Genomic DNA, 22,562 nt, shown 5'->3' on the forward strand with positions numbered 1-22,562 from the left:
TTGAAGGTTTTCCTCAAAATGCCATTTACACAGATTATTTTACAGTCTCGAGGCGCTTGATACCCGCGATGGCGTGTTCAACTGTAATACGGATGCCCGAGATTATTTTATTTTCTTGTTTTTGTTCAGGCGATAAAGGTCTTTTTCGAGTTCCTTTTTTTGGGATTTGTGTATTAGGATGCTGTTTATCTATACCTTGAAAACCGGTATCTGCCCAGATGGTTACCTCAGGAGGAATATGGCGAATTATATCGACTTTATCGAGTAAGCGTTTATCGTGACGGCGCCCATTTTTGCTCATGGGGATAAATCCAATTTGCCTTGTTTCGTCAGTCATAATAAGCCCTTTTCGAGTGGTCTGTCTTTTCTTTCCCGAATACATTTTTTTTCGCCGACGCAGATTCTTAGGCTTTTGGACAGGTCGCTCTGTCCCATCAATAAAGACGTCTTTAACTCCAGGAAAGGCGCGAAAAAATTCCTCAGCAGAGCGAATTTGACGAGCGTGCAAAACACATTCTCGCCCCAAGGTCATCTCTAAAACCGGCAATAATATTTTTACCCAGCGACATACCCGTGTTCTATCTAAACCAAAAAGAAGTCCTTGCAAATCATAGGTCGGATAACATTTTAAATACAATAAAATAAAAAGCAGTTTATCTAATGGGGTTGGGATAAATCCTTTCTGCCCCGCACCCATCTGCCGCTCGTGATCTTTTCGATTCTTTTTCCGATAAATCAAATAACAAGCTGAAAATTCAGCGGCTAAATTTTTCAATTCTTCGACTGATAATCCAATGATTGCTTTACATAAACGATTATCTCGTAACAACCGCTCTTTGTTGATCATTTCAAACCTTTATTCTCTAAGTTAAACCTCTTTTTATTCTCAATAGCCTGACAAAAAATGCAAGTCTCTATTCAGCAACTAGTTTGTTGTTGCCATTGCCGAAGATAACACTGGCATTGCCTCCTCCGGTACCGCCGAGTTGCTCGCGCCCCATACCCACAGAGAGTCTCCAGCACCCGTTGGCTATGTATCAGGCGCTACTGGAGGTAGAAGCATGAACCTCCAGCATGATCGTATCGCAGCGCTCTGCGAGCAGCTTAAGCTCGATAGATTACCGGCTGAGTGGCCCGCCGTTGCTCAGACGACGATCGACAGCAACGGCACTCATGCCGACTTCCTTGAAGCTGCTTTACAGCTTCAGCATGATGGGCTGAACGAACGGCGCCGGCAGACTATTTTGCGTTTATCAGGCCTACCGGTGATCAAGACGCTGGAGCAGTTTGATTTCGCCTTTGCGAGTGGCGTACCTCGCAGTCAGATCCAGGAGTTGGCCGGGCTGGCGTTTATCGAGCGTCAGGAGAACCTGGTCTTGCTGGGTCCGTCCGGGGTAGGTAAAACGCACCTGGCGACAGCACTCGGCTACAGAGCCGCGATGGCCGGAATGAGTATTCGGTTCGTCACAGCCGCAGATCTGATGCTACAGCTGCTCGCATCACATCGTCAGGGGGAGTTAAAAAGCTATCTTAATCGCGTTGTGGGTAAGCCTAAGTTGTTGATCATAGATGAGGTTGGCTACCTTCCCTTCGGTAAAATGGAAGCCAATCTGTTCTTCCAGGTTATAGCCAAGCGACTTAATTTTGATTACACCATATGGACTGAGAACAAACTCTCTGTATCGCAACCCATCTCTCTTTTTTTGCTTTTTGCTTGTGCCCATTTATGCTCAATTGGGTTAAGATCTGGCGAATATGTAGGCAAATACTCCACCATATACCCTGCATCGATGATGACTTGTTGAATATTATGTTTTTTGTGAAAAGTGGCATTGTCCATCATGATTACACTGTTTTTAGGGAGTACTGGGATAAGGACTTGTGTGACCCAGGCATAGAAAACATCGCTGTTAATATTGATATCAAATAATCCGATAGCAAACAGCGTTGTGCCTAATAAAGCGCCGATAACATTTGTTCTTCCCCTAGCTCCCCAGTTCTTCAGGCCAAAACACCGTTGACCTTTTGGGGAATAGCCGTGAGTCCGTGGGGCATCGTGTGAAAAACCACTTTCATCAATAAAAACAATAGGTTTACCTTCTTTTTCATACTGTTGTTTTTTTTGTTGAAATCCCTGCCGGGCGTTTTCGTCGGCTTTCGGATGACGTAGAGTTTTTTTTATAGGTCAATCCCAGCTTTTTAAGCGCTTGCCAAATGGCCTTCTGACAAACGCCAAAACGCTCTGCACGTTCTTTTTGGTAAGCATCTGGATATTGTTCAACATCTTTTATCAACTCGGATTTATCGATCTTTCGCTGACGCGTGGTCGATGCTTTTGACTCTATTTGATTAATCCAACGCGATACAGAGGCAGGGCCAATCCGAAATTGCTTCGCTGTTTCTCGGATACTCAACCCTTCGTTTTTCCGTGTAGAGGCTTTGTTGAATAATTTAACCGTTTGATTTACATCTTCTTTAGTTAGAATGCATTTACAGAGAATGTATTTTGTTAGAACGACAAATCAAATAGTTAGCACAATAAAAAGCATTCCGAGAGGAAAAATTAGTCGTTGAAATTTTATAATGCTTATATAAATCAGTATCTTAAATTATTCAACAAAGCCCCGTGTAGATATCACTTTACGTCTAAAATCAATTGAATAGCTCATTTAAATAATGTAATCAAAATTAAGTCGTTTAGCTATATCGCTAAACGGTATGAGTCAGGCAGCGTGGTCCTGACCAGCAACCTGCCGTTTACCCAGTGGTCGGGGACATTCGGAGATGATGAAACTCTGACGGCGGCGATGCTGGATCGGCTGCTTCACCATGCGCATATCGCGCAAATCAGCGGTCAAAGCTATCGACTGAAAGATAAGCTGAAAAGCGGTCAGATCCAGAAGAAAACTAAAGCAGCTACGCTCGAGTAATTCAAAGGGGGTGGGTCAGTTTTACTTTGGCAGGGTGGGTCAGAATTCAATCGGTATTGACACAGTGCCAGCAGTGGGTAATAACATTCGCCCTGCTGATACACCGTTTAATGGATTAGTGAATTGTGCTCCTGTACCCGTAATGATTTTGCTGCCGTTAGTGACAGTGAGTGTTCCAGATTTGTACCAGGACATAGTATCTCCAAAAAAGGTCAACACGTTTATAACGTTGATCTATCACCTGTAGTTAATTGGAAGAATTCACGTATCAATAACATATAAATTAGAACCATACTGATAAGGGTTTAATGTTGGTACATATCCATCCCAAGACGTATAATCAGCAGTAGACATATTATTGCTTACGTACACCGTGCCACCCACTGACCACGCACATTCCCTAAGCATCCACCCCCATATTCCATTAGCATTTGCCCCGCCGCTATATGAAGCTACAGTGAAACTTCTATATGAAGAAAAGCCAACGGCAATATTCTCTGACAATCCGGTATCAACAACATACGCATAATCAGTCCCCCATTTTGTCCGAACGAAGCAGCCTGGCGGCTGCAAATCGAAGTGTGGCAGAATAGCGATATTCTGAAACCCGCCAGCCGAAGGTTATCCCGTGTCACATTCCCATGAGCATCAGCGCGTTCATACAAAAATGGTTAAGCAGATTTTCAAAACGGTGGCCCGACAGGGCAACCTCCCTTACCAGCAATTCCGCCTTATTCGTTGACAACGATCCTGACTGCACAGAGTGGTTCTGGACCACCTTCTACAGTAAACTAGTTGCTGAATAGAGACTTGCATTTTTTGTCAGGCTATTGAGAATAAAAAGAGGTTTAACTTAGAGAATAAAGGTTTGAAATGATCAAGGCTTTGTTGAATAAATCGAACTTTCAGGGGATCGCCGGATCAAAGCACTATAGCTAAACGACTTAATTTTGATTACATTATTTAAATGAGCTATTCAATTGATTTTAGACGTAAAGTGATATCTACACGGAAAAACGAAGGGTTGAGTATCCGAGAAACAGCGAAGCAATTTCGGATTGGCCCTGCCTCTGTATCGCGTTGGATTAATCAAATAGAGTCAAAAGCATCGACCACGCGTCAGCGAAAGATCGATAAATCCGAGTTGATAAAAGATGTTGAACAATATCCAGATGCTTACCAAAAAGAACGTGCAGAGCGTTTTGGCGTTTGTCAGAAGGCCATTTGGCAAGCGCTTAAAAAGCTGGGATTGACCTATAAAAAAAACTCTACGTCATCCGAAAGCCGACGAAAACGCCCGGCAGGGATTTCAACAAAAAAAACAACAGTATGAAAAAGAAGGTAAACCTATTGTTTTTATTGATGAAAGTGGTTTTTCACACGATGCCCCACGGACTCACGGCTATTCCCCAAAAGGTCAACGGTGTTTTGGCCTGAAGAACTGGGGAGCTAGGGGAAGAACAAATGTTATCGGCGCTTTATTAGGCACAACGCTGTTTGCTATCGGATTATTTGATATCAATATTAACAGCGATGTTTTCTATGCCTGGGTCACACAAGTCCTTATCCCAGTACTCCCTAAAAACAGTGTAATCATGATGGACAATGCCACTTTTCACAAAAAACATAATATTCAACAAGTCATCATCGATGCAGGGTATATGGTGGAGTATTTGCCTACATATTCGCCAGATCTTAACCCAATTGAGCATAAATGGGCACAAGCAAAAAGCAAAAAAAGAGAGATGGGTTGCGATACAGAGAGTTTGTTCTCAGTCCATATGGTGTAATCAAAATTAAGTCGCTTGGCTATACTTGCTCAGCGGATTGGCGTAGCCAAAGCAGCCAGTGAGTTGAATCTTCACGAATCGCAGCTTTATGCCTGGCGTAAAAAACAGCAAATGGCGCTATCCTGCTCCGAACGTGAACAGCAGCAATCTGTTGAAATTGTCAGGCTTAAACGTCAACTGGCTGATCAGGCTGAGGAGTTAGCCATCCTCCAAAAGGCCGCGACGTACTTCGCCAGACGCCTGAAGTGAGGTACGTCTTTATGCAACAATATCAGGCTGAGTTTCGGGTTAAGTCTATGGCGCGTGTTCTGGTCGTCAGCCGCAGCGGATTTTATGCCTGGAGCCGACGATGTGGGCAGAAAACGGTTTCACAGCAGCGACGGGAGCTTTGCGATACCCGGGTAGCCAGCGCCTTTACGGAACAGAAAGGACGCAACGTTGCCCGCAGGCTGCGCCTGGACCTGCAGGATGCCGGTTATCATTACAATCGCAAAACCATCGCTGCCAGCCTGCGCCGGCAGGGGCTGAAGGCGAAAGCGGGCTTTGTTGAATAATTTAACCGTTTGATTTACATCTTCTTTAGTTAGAATGCATTTACAGAGAATGTATTTTGTTAGAACGACAAATCAAATAGTTAGCACAATAAAAAGCATTCCGAGAGGAAAAATTAGTCGTTGAAATTTTATAATGCTTATATAAATCAGTATCTTAAATTATTCAACAAAGCCGCGAAAGCGGCAAAAAAATTCAGGGTGACAACAGATTCGAAGCATAATCGTCCGGTGGCGCCGAATCTGCTACAGCAGGATTTCACAGCATCAGCCCCGAACCAGAAATGGGTCGGTGACATCACTTACTTATGGACGGAAGCGGGTTGGGTTTATCTGGCTGTAATAATTGATTTATTTTCACGAGCCGTTGTGGGATGGTCAATGTCGGTAAGGATGAAGTCGGGCCTGGTTTGCGATGCCCTGCAGATGGCCCTGAGCCGACGGGGTTCCCGAGAGGGCGTCATCGTCCACTCGGATCGTGGCAGTCAGTACTGTTCTGATGATTATCAGAAGTTAATTAAAATCAGTAAATTAACATGTAGCATGAGTGGAAAAGGCAACTGTTATGATAACGCGTGTGCTGAAAGTTTTTTTCACAGTTTGAAGGTGGAGCTGATCCACGGCGAACACTTTCCTGACCGGGAAACCATGAAATCTGAGGTGTTTAACTACATTGAGGTGGATTACAATCAGAAACGGCGGCATAGCACGCTGGGCTATGTCAGCCCGATGGTATTTGAACGACAAGTCCTCTCTTAAGGGCGTGTCCACCAAGTCTGGGCCAGATCATAAGTCCGGCGCTGTCGGCAGACCAGCCCCTCTTCCTGCATGAGTTTCCTCACCCGCCAGCGGCTGATTATGATGCCTTCTCCACGAAGCCTTTTGACCAGCGTCCGGCTTCCTGCTCCCTGCCTGCTGGCGGCGAACAGCGCCTTTAACCTGACCCGGACCTCCACGTCTTTTTGCAGCGGTTCGGCGGGCTTTTTTCGCCATGCATACCAGGCAGAGGCCGTCACACGCATGACCCGACAGAGTGTACGAACGCTGAAGTCAGTGGCATTGTCGAGAATGAACCGGTATCTCACCACATATGTTTCGCGAAGAAGGCACTCGCCTTTTTTAGTATCTCCTTCTCTGTACGTAACTCTTTGTTTTCCTTTTGTAACCGTTTTAACTCTGCACGTTCATCATCGCTGAGTACGCCGTTGCTCTGCTCGCGTGCCAGCGAGACCCATGTATGCAGGGTTTTGTTGCTTATGCCCAGCGATGCTGCTGCCCTGGCTATCGTATAGCCCTGCTCTGTTACCAGGGCAACGGCTTCCTTTTTAAACTCAGGGGTAAATTGTCGTTTATGGTTCACTAAACACCTCCGTTTTGGATGTAAGTTTAGTTTCCTGATTATTCAACCACTACAACGAACTTATTGACCAACTGCTTCAAGATTGTCACTCCCCTCAGGATCTGCTGGGTGAATCAGGCCTACTCAAGGTGCTGACTATAGCCAACCGACTTAAAAATGATTACAACCGATGCCCTGATATGTGGCAAAGAAGCATAGCTGGCTGTTATCAAAATAATGTCGCTTAGCTATAAAAGACTGGCGGAACGGGTTCTTGAAGCTGAGATGGAGATGCACCTTGGGTATGCTAAGCATGACCCGGCAGGTAATCATTCAGGCAACTCCCGCAATGGCAAGACATCCAAGAGCGTACGTAGCCAAAATGGGGAGATCGAGCTCGATATTCCGCGCGACCGCAACAGTACCTTCGAGCCGACACTGATCGGTAAGCACGAAAAACAGCTTAACGGCTTCGATGACCGCATTATTTCTCTATATTCCAGAGGGTTATCAACCCGTGATATTCAGGCACACTTTAAAGAAGTCTACGGGGTCGATGTTTCCGCTGGCTTCATTTCTCAAGTGACCAATGCTGTGATGGATGACGTTAAGCGCTGGCAGCAACGGCCGCTGGATGCGCTTTATCCCATTGTTTACCTTGACTCTATTGTTGTCAAAAGCCAGGACGGCGGAGCCTTGGCCAACAAGTCTGTTTATCTGGCCCTCGGCGTCAACGGCCAGGGCGAAAAAGAGCTGCTGGGGCTATGGATAGCCAAAACTGAGGGGGCCAAGTTCTGGTTATCTGTGATGACAGAACTGAAAAATCGTGGGCTAAAGGACATCTTCGTCGCCTGCTGCGATGGCCTGAAAGGCTTTCCTGATGCCATTGAAGCTGTTTACCCGCATACGCGGGTACAGCTCTGCATTGTGCATCAGGTGCGGAACTCGCTGCGCTACGTCGGCTGGAAAGAGCGTAAGGCCGTTGCTGCTGACCTGCGCACATCTATAGTTCCGCAACGCTAGAGGGCGCTGAAGAGGCCCTGGATGCCTTCGCGGACAAATGGGACGAGCAGTTCCCGACGATCAGCCCGTCGTGGAGAAATAATTGGGAACGTCTCATCGTCATTTTTGACTTTCCGCCGGAGATCCGCAAGGTTATCTACACCACCAACGGGCTTTGTTGAATAATTTAAGATACTGATTTATATAAGCATTATAAAATTTCAACGACTAATTTTTCCTCTCGGAATGCTTTTTATTGTGCTAACTATTTGATTTGTCGTTCTAACAAAATACATTCTCTGTAAATGCATTCTAACTAAAGAAGATGTAAATCAAACGGTTAAATTATTCAACAAAGCCCCACCAACGCGATAGAGTCGTTAAATGCTTCATTGCGCAAGATAACGAAAACGCGACGAATATTTCCAACGGATGACTCGGTGATAAAATTACTCTATCTAGCCTTGCATAATATCTCTGCTAAATGGACCTTGCCAATCAGAGACTGGAAACCTGCTATGAGCCAATTCATGTTGATGTATGGAGAACGAATCTCCGGTTAAGCAATGGAGCCATTTACACAAAATTCTTTACAGACTCAATAAAATAATCTCGGGCATCCGTATTACAGTTGAACACGCCATCGCGGGTATCAAGCGCCTCGGTTGCATGACCCAAATTTTACGGAATCGTAGACCCTTTATTGATGATACCTTCTTACTCCTTAGCGCCGGTCTTTGGAATTTCCATCTCAGAACAGCGTAAAATTTACTTCAATCACCGAAACACCCTTATTTCACTATTAAGCAACACGCTTAGTGAATTCCCTGATTCTCCGTACCACTACGTTGCCTTCTGCCATACCTGTCGCCGGTTTGACCTGTACGAAACCGAAGCGGAGATGCTCTCCGATGACCCGCACGGATGATACCGGCATACAGACCCGCCCCATGAAGACGCTGTTTCAGCGCAACAGGGCATGGGCTGACATCATGGAGACATACCCGCTCCGGCCTGTAGAGATTGAGGTTGTCACAAAGATGCTGGCCTGCGGCACCCCACTGACGGGCAGCCGGGAATTTCGCTGCAGCAACCCCGACTGCACTCACCACCGTTACATCCATCAGAGCTGCCACGGACGCGGATGTCCGACCTGCGGCAAAAAGGCCACCGACCTGTGGATTGCCACCATGATGGCCCGCCTGCCGGATACGCCGTGCCAGCACGGCACACGATGCCGGATACCCTGTGGCCATTGTTTGAAGCCAACCGCTGGCTGCTGAATGGCCCCGCTGCTCCGCAGCGTACAACCTGCTGTACGCTGCGGAGCAGCGGGGCCTGACCACCGGTATTTTCGGCGCTCTTCACACGTATGGTCGCCAGCTTAACTGGAACTGCCATATTCACCTGTCGTGGACCTCCGGCGGCATAAATGAGCACGGTGCCTGGAAAAAACTGTCGTTTGCCCTGCCGAAGGTCAGGGCGCGCTGGGTATGGAATGTACGCCAGTATCTGCTGTCTGCATGGGAGTCTCTTGTTCTGCCGCCGCAGCTGGCTCACATCCGGGATTATGATGAATGGAAGCGCTTTATCCTCAGCAAGGGGAAAAATGAGCAGGGAGAGATTTACTGGCACGTGTATTTTGCGAAGCCGACGAAACATCCCCGGCAGACAGCAAAGTACCTGGGCCGGTACCTGAAAAAACTGCCTGTGTCGGGTGCGCGACTGGCACACTACGACGGGGGAAGCCGCATCACCCTGCGTTTTCTGGATCACCGGACGGGGAGGCATGAAGACCTGGCGCTCGGTCAGCGTGAGCTGATACTGCGGCTGATAAAGCATATACCGGAGAAGCATTTCCGGATGGTGCGTTACTTTGGTTTTCTGGCTAACCGCGTAGTGGGAAAACTGTTGCCTCTGGTGAGAAAAGCCCTGGGGCAGGATAATGTGAAAAAAGCAGCGCCAGTGACATACACAACGCTGAGTCAGGGATTACTGAATACAGACCCGTTTGCCTGCCTGCTGTGCGGGGCAAAAATGGCGTTCAGCCGGGCGCTGCCGGCAACGGCCCTGGAGAAGCTAATCGCGAACGCCGGGGAGATAGCGCGAATGCGTTACGTTGGATAATGCGGGGAAACTCTGCCTGGAATTCGGCGATGTAATCAAAAAACGCGCAATGTGTTCAAAAATCACCCAAACACAGAGGCATTCACGATAAAAAAGCCGGTTTTCATCGTTGCCAGCCCCCGAAATCAGGGGCCCCAAAAAGTTTGAAATTCCTAGGCGTAAATGGTGATGAACCCATGCGTGCGCCTGCGGTAGCACCTTACGATTCTCGCTCCAACATTCCGCCGGAATCCCAGTGGGGAACGGTTGACGTGTGGGTGTAGTGGTCAACTAAATTTGGCCACCCTACCTGACTGTTGATGGAACAGCCGTTCTGATTCATTTGGTGTTAACCCACCGTTATACCAGTGAGGTCTGACATCGCTATAATAATGGGTTATGTAGCGAATAATGGATGATTGAGCAGTACTAAAGCTTTGGTAGCCAGTCGTTGGCACCCATTCAGTCTTCAGACTACGGAAGAATCGCTCCATCGGACTATTATCCCAACAATTTCCTCTGCGACTCATACTTTGGTTCATCTGATAACGCCACAATGCCTGCCTATACTGACGACTGGTGTAATGGCTTCCTTGGTCACTATGAAACATGACTTGTTTGGGATGCCCACGCAGTTCCCAAGCCATTTGTAGTGCTTTGGCTGTTAATTCTGAATCTGGCGAAAACGACATTGCCCAACCCACGGGTTTTCGGGCAAATAAATCTAATACCACCGCCAGATACGCCCATCGGTCGCCTGTCCAAATATAGGTTACATCGCCGCACCAAACCTGGTCAGGCTTGGTAACAGCGAACTGCCTATTGAGCAGATTTGGAATATCAATACGTTCATTTCCACAGCGGTTGTATTGATGTTTTCTTGTTTGGCAACTAACGAGGGTTAATTCTTTCATCAACTTACCCGCTAACCACCGCCCAAGTTTCACGTCGTGTGTATTGGTATAGCCAACCGACTTAAAAATGATTACATCCTATGCCCTGATATGCGGCAAAGAAGCATAGCTGGCTGTTATCAAAATAATGTCGCTTGGCTATAACCATCGTGGCGATAGTCCTTGCGCCCGCAGACCCGCCACTAACGTTCCACGCTTCGCTGACCAGGCTACGTTTTATCGTCCGCTCAATATCTGGCTCCTTAGGTCGACACCAATAGCGATAACTGCTTCGGTGAACATTAAAAATACGACACAACGCTTTCACTGGATAAAGCGCTCTTAGCTTTTCAACTACCGAGAATTTTTCAGTGAGTCGGACATTAAGAGCGCAGTAGCCTTTTTTAAGATGGCATTCTCCATTTCCAGTCGGTGGATTTTTTTTCTTCATTTCTCTGAACTCAATTTGTTCAGGTGTTAATGGCAGACCAGGCGATGTTTTCCCTTGACGTTCTAAACGAAGGGCTCTTACCCACCGGCTAATCGCTGAAAGACTGACGTTCATGGCTTTCGCGGCTTCCTGGTAGGTATAATTTTGGTCAAGGACTAAGAACCTATCCCAAAAGGAATTGTCAGTTAATAAGTAATGGCAATTTCTGAGGGCAGTATGGCAAGCAATAAGTGGCAGATCAGCGATGAACTCTGGGGGAAAATGGTTCCGTTGCTCCCGGAACACAAAACCCACCATCCGCTGGGTACGCATCGCAGGCGGGTTGATAATCGTGCCGCAATGAACGCCATTCTCTTTGTGCTCAGAACGGGTTGCCAGTGGAATGCCCTGAATGCCACCGGGATATGCTCGTCAAGCTCCGCTCACCGCCGCTTCCAGGAGTGGCGGGATGCAGGAGTTTTTGAACGGTTCTGGCAGAACGGGTTGCTGGCCTGCGAGCAGCTGGATGCTATCGACTGGTCATGGCTGTCGATGGATGGTTGTATGACGAAGTCACCGCTGGCAGGCTCAAAAAAACAGGACGGAATCCCACAGACCGGGGGAAACAGGGTGTAAAGCGTAGCCTGATGACCGATGCGAACGGGCTTCCCCTCTCTCTGGTTGTCTCAGGGGCAAATACCCACGACATAAAGCTGGTTGCTGATACTCTCGACGCCCTTCAGACGGGCAGACCCGGCAGAAAGCTCCGCCTCTGTCTGCACAAAGGCTATGAAGCCGGATGGCTGGAGGCCTGTCTGAAAAGTCGTCGTTACGAACCTCATATCCAGTCAAGGAAAGAGGAGTCGGAAGCCATCAAAAACACGGATTTTAAAGCTCACCGCTGGGTAGTGGAGAGAACGCACAGCTGGATGAATCGCTTTCGTCGGGTTCTGACTCGCTGGGAGAAGAAAGTCGAAAATTATGAGGCGATGCTGCATTTTACCTGCGGCATCATTGTCTGGAATAAAATCCTATTGGGATAGATTCTAATTTGGCGGTTTCACATTTAAATTCAGCAGTAATTATTTTACTCATTTTGGCACCTATAAAAATTATGAGGTAAGCATATCACCTCTACTTAGGTGGCCAAATTCAGTATGCCACTACAGTATCAGGTTGGACCGAACACGGTAAGCATCCGCAGATATAACAGTGCAAAACACCCTGTCGAAGAGAAATCGCTCAGCGACGGCGATATTATTGGCCGCGTGTTCTGGTGGGCAGTGCTGGACTACTGATTACTGAGCCTGCGCGGTGCAAAAAAAGGCCGTTTACCAACGGCCTTTTCCCTTTCAGCACGATGTCACTCACCCCTCGTGCAACCCACATTCCCGTTTTAAACCGAAGAAGCGCGTTTCTTCTTCGCTCATTCCCGGTTCCCATTTACGCGTGGTATGCGTATCCCCTACGGACAGGTAACCCTGCTCCCACAGCGGATTATAAGACAAGCCGTGCTGCTTGAGGTATTGATACACCTGCTTGTTATACCAATCAATGATCGGCAACACTTTGAAGACGCCGCGTTGGATAGCCAGTACCGGCAGATGTCCACGGCTGCCCGACTGCTCGCGCCGTAATCCGGCAAACCAGGTCTGCGCCCGAAGCTCACTCAGCCCACGGTTCATCGGTTCCACTTTATTTAGCTGGTTGTAATACTCAATGCCTTCAACACCCTGTTCCCACAGCTTGCCATAGCGTGCCTCCTGCCAGGCCGGGGAGTGCTCGGCGCGATACACCTTGAGATTAAGTTTCAACTGCTCGGCCAGCGCATCGATAAACTGGTAGGTTTCTGGGAACAGGTAGCCGGTATCGGTCAGGATCACCGGAATATCAGGGCGCAGTTGCGTGACCAGATGCAGGCTTACCGCCGCCTGAATGCCAAAACTTGAAGAGAGCACATACTCTCCCGGCAAGTGCTCCAGCGCCCAGGCTACGCGCGCCTCGGCGGAGAGCGTTTCCAACTGGGCGTTCGTTTCAGCCAGTGCTTGCGCCTGCTCCGGTTTGGGTAGCGCATTGAGCGCTTCAAGAGAGAATACCGACATCATGCCTCCCGGTTAATCGTAAAAATCGCGCGCCGGATCGAGTACCGGCTTGATAATGCCGCTACGGATGGCGAAGTCACCGAACCCTTCACTCTGCTGGCGTTCCAGCGCCCAACGACCAATCAAACTATCCAGTTCGCTCAGGATCTCCGCCTGCGTGATATTTTCGCGGTACATGCGCGGAATGCGCGTGCCTTCACGGTTACCGCCCAGATGCAGGTTATAGCGCCCAATGGCTTTGCCGACCAGACCAATTTCCGCCAGCATGGCGCGCCCACAGCCGTTCGGACAGCCGGTTACCCGCAGAACGATATGCTCGTCGCACACACCGTGGCGCTGCATAATGCCTTCCACCTCGGTAACAAACTCCGGCAGAAAACGCTCGGCTTCGGCCATCGCCAGCGGACAGGTTGGGAAGGATACGCAAGCCATTGAGTTTTTACGCTGCTCGCTGACACTGTCGTCAATCAAACCGTGCTCGCGTGCCAGCGCGTCAATCTTCGCTTTATTGCGTGTACTCACGCCTGCCACAATCAGGTTTTGGTTCGCCGTCAGGCGGAAATCCCCTTTGTGGATTTTGGCGATTTCGGCCAACCCGGTTTTCAGAGGACGTCCTGGGTAATCGAGAATACGACCATTTTCGATAAACAGCGTCAGGTGCCATTTGCTATCGATGCCTTTCACCCAGCCAATGCGATCGCCACGGCCAGTGAATTCATACGGGCGCACCGATTCAAAAGTCACACCTGCGCGCTTTTCCACTTCGCGTTTGAAAGTGTCAACGCCAACGCGTTCCAGCGTATATTTGGTTTTGGCATTTTTGCGGTTGGTGCGGTTACCCCAATCACGTTGCGTAGTCACCACCGCTTCGGCCACAGCCAGCGTATGCTCAATCGGAATATAGCCCAGCTCACTGGCCGTGCGCGGATAGGTTGCCTTATCGCCGTGGGCGATAGAAAGCCCCCCGCCTACCAGCACGTTGAAGCCGACCAGACGGCCATTATCAGCAATGGCAATAAAATTAAGATCGTTGGCGTGCAGATCCACATCGTTTTGCGGCGGGATCACCACCGTAGTTTTGAACTTGCGCGGGAGATAGGTCGCCCCGAGGATCGGCTCTTCATCGGTCGTAACGACTTTCTCCTGATCCAGCCAGATCTCGGCATAGGCGCGAGTACGCGGCAGCAGGTGCTCGGAGATCTTCTTCGCCCAGTCATAGGCTTGCTGATGTAACTCGGATTCCACCGGGTTAGACGTACAAAGCACGTTACGGTTCACATCGTTGGCGGTCGCCAGCGCATCCAGCCCCAGATGGTTCAGCAACTGGTGCGCCGGTTTCACGTTCGGCTTGAGGATACCGTGAAACTGGAAGGTTTGGCGGTTGGTAATACGGATGCTGCCATAGAGCGTGCTCTCAGCAGCAAATTTATCGATCCCTAACCACTGCTCCGGCGTCATCACGCCGCCGGGCAAGCGGCAGCGCAGCATCATGGCATGACGTGGCTCCAGCTTTTGCTCGGCACGCTCAGCGCTAATATCGCGGTCATACTGCTGATACATGCCGTGAAAACGGATCAGCAAAAAGTTGTCGCCGTTAAAACCGCCCGTCAGCCCTTCCTGCAAATCTTCAGCAATGGTGCCGCGCAGGTAGTTACTCTCCCGCTTTAGGCGCTCCGCATCAGCGAGTTTCCCTTCTACCACTAACGGGCCGGGATAGCGTTCATCGATTGGTAATTTTTCGCTCATGGATAGTGATCTCGCTAGTACACATCGCGCTGATAACGCCGCTCAAGGCGCAGTTCGCTTAAAAATTCATCGGCCTGTTCTGCATCCAGACCGCCGTGGGTAACGATAATATCCAACAGCGCCTGCTCCACATCTTTTGCCATGCGGTTGGCATCGCCACACACGTAAAGATGTGCGCCATCCTGGATCCAGCGCCACACGTGTTCACCTTTCTCGCGCAGTTTGTCCTGCACATAGATTTTGTGTGCCTGATCGCGCGACCAGGCCAGATCGATATGCGTCAGCAGCCCGTCTTTCACGTAGCGCTGCCATTCCACCTGATAGAGAAAATCTTCGGTAAAGTGCGGGTTGCCGAAAAACAGCCAATTTTTACCTGCAGCACCGTCCGCTTCACGCTGTTGCATAAAGGCACGGAACGGAGCGATACCGGTGCCAGGCCCAATCATGATGACGGGCGTAGAGGGATCGGCAGGCAGGCGGAAGTGATCGTTATGTTCAATAAAGACCCGAATCTCATCGTCTTCACTCAAACGATCCGCCAAATAACCTGATGCACCACCGGTTCGCGCACGCCCCTCATAGTCGTAGCGCACCACACCAACGGTAATATGCACTTCGCTTTCGGCGTCAGCCTGAGAAGAGGCAATGGAATAGAGGCGCGGCGTCAACGGGCGTAACCAGCCAATCAGTTGCTCTGGCGTCAGTTCCGTCGGTGCCTGACGCACCATATCCACCAGCGGCGTACGCTGGGCAAACTGTTGCAGCGCAGGTTTTTCGGCCACCAAACCCAACAATGTCTCGTTACGTGATAACGCGGCGTACTTCTCCACCAGCGGCGCCGTGTTTTGCGTCAGTTCGAAATGGCGTTGCAGCGCCTGTGACAACGGCTGTGTATCACCCGCCACGGTCACAGGCTCATCCCCTTTCAGCCACAGCAGTTCCAGCAACTCTTGCACCAGCGCCGGATCGTTTTGATACCACACGCCGAGCGCATCACCCGGCTGATAGCGTAGACCGGAATCCCCGAGGTCGATCTCGATGTGACGCACATCTTTATCGGATGAACGCCCCGTAATTTTCTGATTCACGGCGAAACTTGCCGTGTAAGGGGCGGTTTTACTGTACGGACTGCTGGAAATCTCATCCCGGGTTCCGCTGGCGCTCGCCTGAACCGTCGCCGCGCCTTGTGCCGGTACGCGCGCCTGAAGGATATCAACAATCTGGCGACGCCACTGCTCAGCGGCCGCCTGATAGTCAACATCAGCATCCACGCGGTCGAGCAGGCGCTCTGCCCCCAGTTCAGCCAATCGGCCATCAACATCTTTACCCGCTTTACAGAAGAATTCGTAAGAGGTATCACCCAATCCGAACACTGCAAACGACGTGGTTTTTAGCGCGGGGACCTTTTTAGAGAACAGGAATTTATGCAGCGCCACGGCCTCTTCTGGCGGTTCCCCCTCCCCTTGCGTAGAGGTCACCACCAGCAGCAGCGTTTCCTGCGCGATTTGCTTAAATTTATAATCGCCTGCATTCAACAACGTCACTGCGAGCTTGGCAGCCAGCAAATCGTCACGCAATTGTTCCGCCACACGGCGGGCATTGCCCGTTTGCGATGCGGAGATAAGGGTAATGCTTTGGGCTGGCGCAGCGACACTGGCCGGGAGCGACACGGCACCGCTCTGAGCCTCATTGCCCTGCGCGACGCCCCAAAAATAGCCTGACAGCCAGGCCAACTGCGCTGGAGAGAAATCCCCCGTGGCGCTTTGCAAACGCGCGAGCTGCTCAGCACTAAGCGGCAGCAACGAAACCGGAGTGGTCATCGTGATTTCAGTGTCCTTGTAAGTCGTCCCGCCATATATACCCGTCATACTTCAAGTTGCTGGTGCGTTGGCTGCACTCGTTCACCCGAATCACTTACTTATGTAAGCTCATCGGGATTTTCTCCCTTGCCGCCTTCCTGCAACTCGAATTATTTAGGGTATAGCGATATTTCTGTAATACAAAGTTGTATGGAATATAAGGTTACCTATCCAACGCGCAACAATTAAAGACGCGATGGCAATATTTAATAACCAAAATGCCTAAATGGTTTTTCTGATAATCCTTAACGCTTAAAACGCTATAGCCAAGCGACTTAATTTTGATTACACCATATGGACTGAGAACAAACTCTCTGTATCGCAACCCATCTCTCTTTTTTTGCTTTTTGCTTGTGCCCATTTATGCTCAATTGGGTTAAGATCTGGCGAATATGTAGGCAAATACTCCACCATATACCGGCTTTGTTGAATAATTTAACCGTTTGATTTACATCTTCTTTAGTTAGAATGCATTTACAGAGAATGTATTTTGTTAGAACGACAAATCAAATAGTTAGCACAATAAAAAGCATTCCGAGAGGAAAAATTAGTCGTTGAAATTTTATAATGCTTATATAAATCAGTATCTTAAATTATTCAACAAAGCCCCATATACCCTGCATCGATGATGACTTGTTGAATATTATGTTTTTTGTGAAAAGTGGCATTGTCCATCATGATTACACTGTTTTTAGGGAGTACTGGGATAAGGACTTGTGTGACCCAGGCATAGAAAACATCGCTGTTAATATTGATATCAAATAATCCGATAGCAAACAGCGTTGTGCCTAATAAAGCGCCGATAACATTTGTTCTTCCCCTAGCTCCCCAGTTCTTCAGGCCAAAACACCGTTGACCTTTTGGGGAATAGCCGTGAGTCCGTGGGGCATCGTGTGAAAAACCACTTTCATCAATAAAAACAATAGGTTTACCTTCTTTTTCATACTGTTGTTTTTTTTGTTGAAATCCCTGCCGGGCGTTTTCGTCGGCTTTCGGATGACGTAGAGTTTTTTTATAGGTCAATCCCAGCTTTTTAAGCGCTTGCCAAATGGCCTTCTGACAAACGCCAAAACGCTCTGCACGTTCTTTTTGGTAAGCATCTGGATATTGTTCAACATCTTTTATCAACTCGGATTTATCGATCTTTCGCTGACGCGTGGTCGATGCTTTTGACTCTATTTGATTAATCCAACGCGATACAGAGGCAGGGCCAATCCGAAATTGCTTCGCTGTTTCTCGGATACTCAACCCTTCGTTTTTCCGTGTAGATATCACTTTACGTCTAAAATCAATTGAATAGCTCATTTAAATAATGTAATCAAAATTAAGTCGTTTAGCTATATAGGTCGCCCGATCGGGTCCTCCCCCGAACAATCAGATTATTCTTCGACCAAACGTGCTTCAAGGAAGACTTTCCGGTAGTATGCGACGGCTTTTGTTTACGCTCGGTTATCCCTTAAGGAACGTTGTTATGGTCACTACCCTATTTAAAGATTTTCAGTTTGAAGCCGCCCACCACCTGCCGCACGTGCCGGAAGGGCATAAATGTGGCCGTTTGCACGGGCATTCCTTTATGGTGAGACTGGAGATCACCGGTGAAGTCGACCCGCATACCGGCTGGGTGATGGATTTCGCAGACTTGAAAGCGGTATTCAATCCGGTCTGGCAGCAGTTGGATCACCACTACCTCAATGAAATCCCCGGCTTGGAAAACCCCACCAGCGAGGTGCTGGCACACTGGATCTGGCAGCAGTTAAAACCCGCATTGCCTCTGCTGAGCGCCGTCATGGTGAAAGAAACCTGCACGGCGGGCTGCGTTTATCGCGGGGAGTAAAAGGATCAACCTGCTATCAGGCGATATTCAGATATTTGTGCGTCTGCATCGACAGACGCCAGTTACGTGCGATGCAGGTTTCGATGCAGAGTTTGGTCGCCGCATCTTTCTGGCTGATGGGCTGCAAAGCGATAATCCGTGCTTTGTCATCGTGTAAGCGTGCCAGCAGGGCATCCAACGCCTCAATGTCTTTCTCTCGCGCCACCGGATGCTTGATTTCATCAGCGCGTACTAATGCCTGAGCGAGCACCACCATGCCACCACGCATATTCACTTTGGGTGAGACCGTGACCCAAGTTTGCGGCGAACAGCGCACCTCATGGGTGCCGCTGGTTTCTATCTGGCAGCGATAGCCATTTTGCTCGAGATAGGCGGTCAGCGATGTCAAATCGTGGATACAAGGCTCTCCCCCCGTGATAACAATATGCTTGGCGCTATACCCCTCTTGCTGGATGCGCGCCAGAATCGCTTCCGGGCTGGCGGGTGCCCAGGCATCGCTCTCCTGCGTCTTTACCAGAATATGCTCCAGAGTGGTTTCACGCTCAGCAAATTTATCCCAGGTGTGTTTGGTATCGCACCAACTGCAACCTACCGGACACCCTTGCAGGCGTACAAAAATCGCCGGGACGCCGGTAAAAAAACCTTCGCCTTGCAGGGTTTGAAACATCTCATTTACCGGGTACAGCATAACATCCTATCACTTAACTATCGGGTGCCAGCCCGGTCAGGCTGGTAACCCCCCATTATCGCAGATTGCCTGCGGTGCGCCAAACCCCACATTGGAGTCTGTAAAGAATTTTGTGTAAATGGCTCCATTGCTTAACCGGAGATTCGTTCTCCATACATCAACATGAATTGGCTCATAGCCGGTTTCCAGTCTCTGATTGGCAAGGTCCATTTAGCAGAGATATTATGCAAGGCTAGATAGAGTAATTTTATCACCGAGTCATCCGTTGGAAATATTCGTCGCGTTTTCGTTATCTTGCGCAATGAAGCATTTAACGACTCTATCGCGTTGGTGGTGTAGATAACCTTGCGGATCTCCGGCGGAAAGTCAAAAATGACGATGAGACGTTCCCAATTATTTCTCCACGACGGGCTGATCGTCGGGAACTGCTCATCCCATTTGGCCGCGAAGGCATCCAGGGCCTCTTCAGCGCCCTCTAGCGTTGCGGAACTATAGATGGTGCGCAGGTCAGCAGCAACGGCCTTACTCTCTTTCCAGCCGACGTAGCGCAGCGAGTTCCGCACCTGATGCACAATGCAGAGCTGTACCCGCGTATGCGGGTAAACAGCTTCAATGGCATCAGGAAAGCCTTTCAGGCCATCGCAGCAGGCGACGAAGATGTCCTTTAGCCCACGATTTTTCAGTTCTGTCATCACAGATAACCAGAACTTGGCCCCCTCAGTTTTGGCTATCCATAGCCCCAGCAGCTCTTTTTCGCCCTGGCCGTTGACGCCGAGGGCCAGATAAACAGACTTGTTGGCCACGGCTCCGCCGTCCTGGCTTTTGACAACAATACAGTCAAGGTAAACAATGGGATAAAGCGCATCCAGCGGCCGTTGCTGCCAGCGCTTAACTTCATCCATCACAGCATTGGTCACTTGAGAAATGAAGCCAGCGGAAACATCGACCCCGTAGACTTCTTTAAAGTGTGCCTGAATATAGCCAAGCGACTTAATTTTGATTACACCATATGGACTGAGAACAAACTCTCTGTATCGCAACCCATCTCTCTTTTTTTGCTTTTTGCTTGTGCCCATTTATGCTCAATTGGGTTAAGATCTGGCGAATATGTAGGCAAATACTCCACCATATACCCTGCATCGATGATGACTTGTTGAATATTATGTTTTTTGTGAAAAGTGGCATTGTCCATCATGATTACACTGTTTTTAGGGAGTACTGGGATAAGGACTTGTGTGACCCAGGCATAGAAAACATCTCTGTTAATATTGATATCAAATAATCCGATAGCAAACAGCGTTGTGCCTAATAAAGCGCCGATAACATTTGTTCTTCCCCTAGCTCCCCAGTTCTTCAGGCCAAAACACCGTTGACCTTTTGGGGAATAGCCGTGAGTCCGTGGGGCATCGTGTGAAAAACCACTTTCATCAATAAAAACAATAGGTTTACCTTCTTTTTCATACTGTTGTTTTTTTTGTTGAAATCCCTGCCGGGCGTTTTCGTCGGCTTTCGGATGACGTAGAGTTTTTTTTATAGGTCAATCCCAGCTTTTTAAGCGCTTGCCAAATGGCCTTCTGACAAACGCCAAAACGCTCTGCGCCCCATTCCCAGTCGAAACGCAACAAAACGGTAGGGCATTATGCCGCCTGTAAGTGCGTTAAAAATACCTCATTTGGAGAACGATAACCCAGCGATTTTCTGCCTCGCGTATTGAGCAGGTGTTCGAGTGCTGCAACCTTGCGATGGGTGACATAATTGAAGTCCGTTCCCTTCGGGTAAAAACGCCGTATCAGCCCGTTGGTATGCTCATTCAACCCGCGTTCCCAGGAATGATATGGCCGGGCAAAGTAGACCGGTGCCCCCGTGACTTTTGTAATTTCCCCGTGCTGGGAAAATTCAGAACCGTTGTCAGCAGTCAGGGTTTTAAACTCGCAGAAGGTATTGGCAACGATGTCCCTGAAGGCCGCTACCACTGTCTCTGCTCGCTTGTTGGGCAGTTTGCGAATGATGACCAGCTTGACGGCTTTATCGACCACCGTCAGCAGGAATGATTTCTGATCTTTGCCAAAGATGGTGTCAATCTCGAAATGCCCGGGTTCCTGCTTGAGGTCAGCAACGGCCGGCCGCTGCTCAATGCCAACACGGTTGGGAATAGGACCGCGTTTGTTCTCATCGGTCTGATAGTTATACCGTTTACCCCGATGAGGGAGCTGCTGATACAGCTCACCGCCGGCCCGGCGCTCCTGCTGGATATAGCGATAGAGCGAGTTCTTGCTGACGGACAGGCCAAATTCCAGGACCAGGCGCCCACTGATGACCTCAGGTGAGGTGTGGGTAGACAGCGCCGTTCTGATAAAGTCCTGAATGTGCGGTTCAAGCTGGTTAATCACGCTGTCCGGCCGTGTTTTCTGCCGCCGCCCTCTGGCCAACGTTTCGGCCCTTCTGCAGGAATAGACCCCGTTGAAAGCGGCGTCGGTATTGCGTCTGAGTTCCCTGCTGATGGTAGAACGAGGAAGCTCCAGTTCCCGGGCGATGGTGGCCTGGTTAACCCCATCACCACGCCGCTTTTCGATGTAGAACCGTTCTTTGTGAGTCAGATGTTTTCCCTGCATGCAACGGGATCTCCAGTAGGGCCAGAACGGTGATTTTATCCGACTCTGGCCAGTGGGTCACTTTGTTGCATTTCGACTGGGAATGGGGCTGCACGTTCTTTTTGGTAAGCATCTGGATATTGTTCAACATCTTTTATCAACTCGGATTTATCGATCTTTCGCTGACGCGTGGTCGATGCTTTTGACTCTATTTGATTAATCCAACGCGATACAGAGGCAGGGCCAATCCGAAATTGCTTCGCTGTTTCTCGGATACTCAACCCTTCGTTTTTCCGTGTAGATATCACTTTACGTCTAAAATCAATTGAATAGCTCATTTAAATAATGTAATCAAAATTAAGTCGTTTAGCTATAATGCGGCAGGGTACAAACCCTTTACTGCCGTGATAGCTAAACTACTGCCGGGACGTTGGGAAAACCTTTGCACCGTTGCCACGCCCCGAACGGGATTGGCATCCCAGGGAAGAACGCGACGATCGACCTCAAGGCTTTTATAAAAAGCCATTTTAAACCAATGGAACCGGTGGTTCGTTTATAGCGATCGCAGGGTGGTAAGCACAGGAGTGGAGGGGGATACGGACGTGAAAGGGATAATCAGGGAACAAAAATAAAAAACCCGGAGACGCTTACGCGTTTCCGGGCTTCGATAGCAGGGCGAAAAGGCCCGGCAGCAGACAGGC

General features: G+C 49.1%; 20 protein-coding genes and 10 pseudogenes. 13 read left to right on the forward strand and 17 right to left on the reverse strand.

Features of this window, described 5'->3' with window-relative positions; translation table 11 throughout:
• Positions 1-34 precede the first annotated feature (34 nt).
• Complete coding sequence (locus tag ACQGXV_RS05340; protein WP_440865546.1) at positions 35-847, reverse strand: transposase family protein; 813 nt, start codon at positions 845-847, stop codon at positions 35-37.
• A 214-nt stretch (positions 848-1,061) separates the two neighbouring features.
• Between ACQGXV_RS05340 and ACQGXV_RS05345 the strand changes: the two genes are divergently transcribed.
• Positions 1,062-1,805: an ATP-binding protein gene (locus ACQGXV_RS05345; protein ID WP_440865547.1), complete on the forward strand. Its 744-nt coding sequence runs from the start codon at positions 1,062-1,064 to the stop codon at positions 1,803-1,805.
• Here ACQGXV_RS05345 and ACQGXV_RS05350 read toward each other — a convergent pair.
• Together ACQGXV_RS05350 and ACQGXV_RS05355 are read right to left on the reverse strand one after the other, a co-directional pair.
• Positions 1,757-2,182 (reverse strand): annotated as a pseudogene (locus ACQGXV_RS05350) (transposase); the annotation flags it as partial. The gene ACQGXV_RS05345 and the pseudogene ACQGXV_RS05350 sit on opposite strands and share 49 nt — an antisense overlap.
• The gene (locus ACQGXV_RS05355; protein WP_440865549.1) at positions 2,106-2,414 is read right to left on the reverse strand and encodes an IS630 transposase-related protein; all 309 of its coding nucleotides are present in this window, start codon (positions 2,412-2,414) and stop codon (positions 2,106-2,108) included. The pseudogene ACQGXV_RS05350 and the gene ACQGXV_RS05355, both read right to left, overlap by 77 nt.
• 282 nt (positions 2,415-2,696) lie before the next feature.
• Between ACQGXV_RS05355 and ACQGXV_RS05360 the strand changes: the two are divergent.
• The 5 genes and pseudogenes from ACQGXV_RS05360 to ACQGXV_RS05380 form a co-directional block, all read left to right on the forward strand.
• Positions 2,697-2,930, forward strand: a pseudogene (locus ACQGXV_RS05360) (ATP-binding protein); the annotation flags it as partial.
• 967 nt (positions 2,931-3,897) lie between these two features.
• A complete protein-coding gene (locus ACQGXV_RS05365; protein ID WP_440862584.1) occupies positions 3,898-4,263 on the forward strand; it encodes an IS630 transposase-related protein in 366 nt (121 codons plus the stop codon).
• A complete protein-coding gene (locus tag ACQGXV_RS05370; protein ID WP_440862665.1) occupies positions 4,187-4,720 on the forward strand; it encodes an IS630 family transposase in 534 nt (177 codons plus the stop codon). The genes ACQGXV_RS05365 and ACQGXV_RS05370 overlap by 77 nt, the downstream gene beginning before the upstream one ends.
• Positions 4,721-4,744: 24 nt before the next feature.
• Positions 4,745-5,259 (forward strand): annotated as a pseudogene (locus ACQGXV_RS05375) (IS3 family transposase); the annotation flags it as partial.
• Positions 5,260-5,448: 189 nt separating this feature from the next.
• A pseudogene (locus ACQGXV_RS05380) lies at positions 5,449-6,030 on the forward strand (IS3 family transposase); the annotation flags it as partial.
• Here the strand turns inward: ACQGXV_RS05380 and ACQGXV_RS05385 are convergent.
• Both ACQGXV_RS05385 and ACQGXV_RS05390 read right to left on the reverse strand, forming a co-directional pair.
• Complete coding sequence (locus ACQGXV_RS05385; protein WP_440865550.1) at positions 6,027-6,293, reverse strand: IS3 family transposase; 267 nt, start codon at positions 6,291-6,293, stop codon at positions 6,027-6,029. The pseudogene ACQGXV_RS05380 and the gene ACQGXV_RS05385 sit on opposite strands and share 4 nt — an antisense overlap.
• Before the next feature lie 59 nt (positions 6,294-6,352).
• On the reverse strand, positions 6,353-6,631 hold the full coding sequence (locus ACQGXV_RS05390) for a transposase (protein WP_440863524.1): 279 nt from the start codon (positions 6,629-6,631) through the stop codon (positions 6,353-6,355).
• A 62-nt stretch (positions 6,632-6,693) separates the two neighbouring features.
• Between ACQGXV_RS05390 and ACQGXV_RS05395 the strand changes: the two are divergent.
• The 5 genes and pseudogenes from ACQGXV_RS05395 to ACQGXV_RS05415 all read left to right on the forward strand — a co-directional run.
• Positions 6,694-7,788: pseudogene (locus ACQGXV_RS05395) on the forward strand (IS256 family transposase); the annotation flags it as partial.
• A 186-nt stretch (positions 7,789-7,974) separates the two neighbouring features.
• Positions 7,975-8,175 (forward strand): annotated as a pseudogene (locus tag ACQGXV_RS05400) (transposase); the annotation flags it as partial.
• A complete protein-coding gene (locus ACQGXV_RS05405; RefSeq protein ID WP_440865552.1) occupies positions 8,153-8,377 on the forward strand; it encodes a hypothetical protein in 225 nt (74 codons plus the stop codon). The pseudogene ACQGXV_RS05400 and the gene ACQGXV_RS05405, both read left to right, overlap by 23 nt.
• A gap of 58 nt (positions 8,378-8,435) precedes the next feature.
• Positions 8,436-8,540 (forward strand): annotated as a pseudogene (locus tag ACQGXV_RS05410) (hypothetical protein); the annotation flags it as partial.
• A pseudogene (locus tag ACQGXV_RS05415) lies at positions 8,524-9,739 on the forward strand (IS91 family transposase). The pseudogenes ACQGXV_RS05410 and ACQGXV_RS05415, both read left to right, overlap by 17 nt.
• Before the next feature lie 266 nt (positions 9,740-10,005).
• Here the strand turns inward: ACQGXV_RS05415 and ACQGXV_RS05420 are convergent.
• A pseudogene (locus tag ACQGXV_RS05420) lies at positions 10,006-11,221 on the reverse strand (IS3 family transposase); the annotation flags it as partial.
• A 57-nt stretch (positions 11,222-11,278) separates the two neighbouring features.
• On the opposite strand from ACQGXV_RS05420, the gene ACQGXV_RS05425 reads away from it, so the two are divergent.
• Positions 11,279-12,084, forward strand: a protein-coding gene (locus tag ACQGXV_RS05425) for an IS5 family transposase (protein ID WP_440865554.1) whose coding sequence is annotated in 2 segments (ribosomal slippage) — positions 11,279-11,629 and positions 11,632-12,084 — 804 coding nt in all. Because the reading frame shifts where the segments join, the coding sequence is not laid out codon by codon here.
• A gap of 324 nt (positions 12,085-12,408) precedes the next feature.
• Here the strand turns inward: ACQGXV_RS05425 and cysH are convergent.
• The 5 genes from cysH to ACQGXV_RS05450 form a co-directional block, all read right to left on the reverse strand.
• On the reverse strand, positions 12,409-13,143 hold the full coding sequence (gene cysH / locus ACQGXV_RS05430) for a phosphoadenosine phosphosulfate reductase (protein WP_440867267.1): 735 nt from the start codon (positions 13,141-13,143) through the stop codon (positions 12,409-12,411).
• A 12-nt stretch (positions 13,144-13,155) separates the two neighbouring features.
• Positions 13,156-14,871, reverse strand: coding sequence for an assimilatory sulfite reductase (NADPH) hemoprotein subunit (gene cysI / locus ACQGXV_RS05435; RefSeq protein WP_440867268.1), 1,716 nt, complete (start codon positions 14,869-14,871; stop codon positions 13,156-13,158).
• Positions 14,872-14,903: 32 nt separating this feature from the next.
• Positions 14,904-16,709 (reverse strand): NADPH-dependent assimilatory sulfite reductase flavoprotein subunit, encoded by a 1,806-nt coding sequence (gene cysJ / locus ACQGXV_RS05440; RefSeq protein ID WP_440865556.1) that lies wholly within the window; start codon positions 16,707-16,709, stop codon positions 14,904-14,906.
• A gap of 324 nt (positions 16,710-17,033) precedes the next feature.
• On the reverse strand, positions 17,034-17,162 hold the full coding sequence (locus tag ACQGXV_RS05445) for a transposase (protein WP_440862618.1): 129 nt from the start codon (positions 17,160-17,162) through the stop codon (positions 17,034-17,036).
• 183 nt (positions 17,163-17,345) lie between these two features.
• Positions 17,346-18,053 (reverse strand): IS630 family transposase, encoded by a 708-nt coding sequence (locus tag ACQGXV_RS05450; RefSeq protein ID WP_440865557.1) that lies wholly within the window; start codon positions 18,051-18,053, stop codon positions 17,346-17,348.
• A gap of 166 nt (positions 18,054-18,219) precedes the next feature.
• Here ACQGXV_RS05450 and queD point away from each other — a divergent pair, with 166 nt between their 5' ends.
• Complete coding sequence (gene queD, locus ACQGXV_RS05455) at positions 18,220-18,582, forward strand: 6-carboxytetrahydropterin synthase QueD (RefSeq protein WP_440865558.1); 363 nt, start codon at positions 18,220-18,222, stop codon at positions 18,580-18,582.
• 16 nt (positions 18,583-18,598) lie between these two features.
• Here the strand turns inward: queD and queE are convergent, their stop codons facing one another.
• From queE to ACQGXV_RS05485, 6 genes and pseudogenes are all read right to left on the reverse strand, one after another.
• On the reverse strand, positions 18,599-19,270 hold the full coding sequence (queE, locus tag ACQGXV_RS05460; RefSeq protein ID WP_440865559.1) for a 7-carboxy-7-deazaguanine synthase QueE: 672 nt from the start codon (positions 19,268-19,270) through the stop codon (positions 18,599-18,601).
• A gap of 131 nt (positions 19,271-19,401) precedes the next feature.
• Positions 19,402-20,247 (reverse strand): annotated as a pseudogene (locus ACQGXV_RS05465) (IS256 family transposase); the annotation flags it as partial.
• Between the two features lie 23 nt (positions 20,248-20,270).
• Positions 20,271-20,804 (reverse strand): IS630 family transposase, encoded by a 534-nt coding sequence (locus ACQGXV_RS05470; protein ID WP_440867269.1) that lies wholly within the window; start codon positions 20,802-20,804, stop codon positions 20,271-20,273.
• A complete protein-coding gene (locus tag ACQGXV_RS05475; protein WP_440865560.1) occupies positions 20,728-20,895 on the reverse strand; it encodes a hypothetical protein in 168 nt (55 codons plus the stop codon). Before ACQGXV_RS05475 ends, ACQGXV_RS05470 begins: the two co-directional genes overlap by 77 nt.
• A 12-nt stretch (positions 20,896-20,907) precedes the next feature.
• A complete protein-coding gene (locus ACQGXV_RS05480; protein WP_440862690.1) occupies positions 20,908-21,882 on the reverse strand; it encodes an IS30 family transposase in 975 nt (324 codons plus the stop codon).
• A gap of 35 nt (positions 21,883-21,917) precedes the next feature.
• Positions 21,918-22,199, reverse strand: a complete 282-nt coding sequence (locus ACQGXV_RS05485; RefSeq protein WP_440865561.1) for an IS630 transposase-related protein — start codon at positions 22,197-22,199, stop codon at positions 21,918-21,920.
• Positions 22,200-22,562 lie beyond the last annotated feature (363 nt).

It is taken from the genome of Symbiopectobacterium purcellii (assembly GCF_052050035.1).
GTDB classification, from domain to species: domain Bacteria; phylum Pseudomonadota; class Gammaproteobacteria; order Enterobacterales; family Enterobacteriaceae; genus Symbiopectobacterium; species Symbiopectobacterium purcellii_A.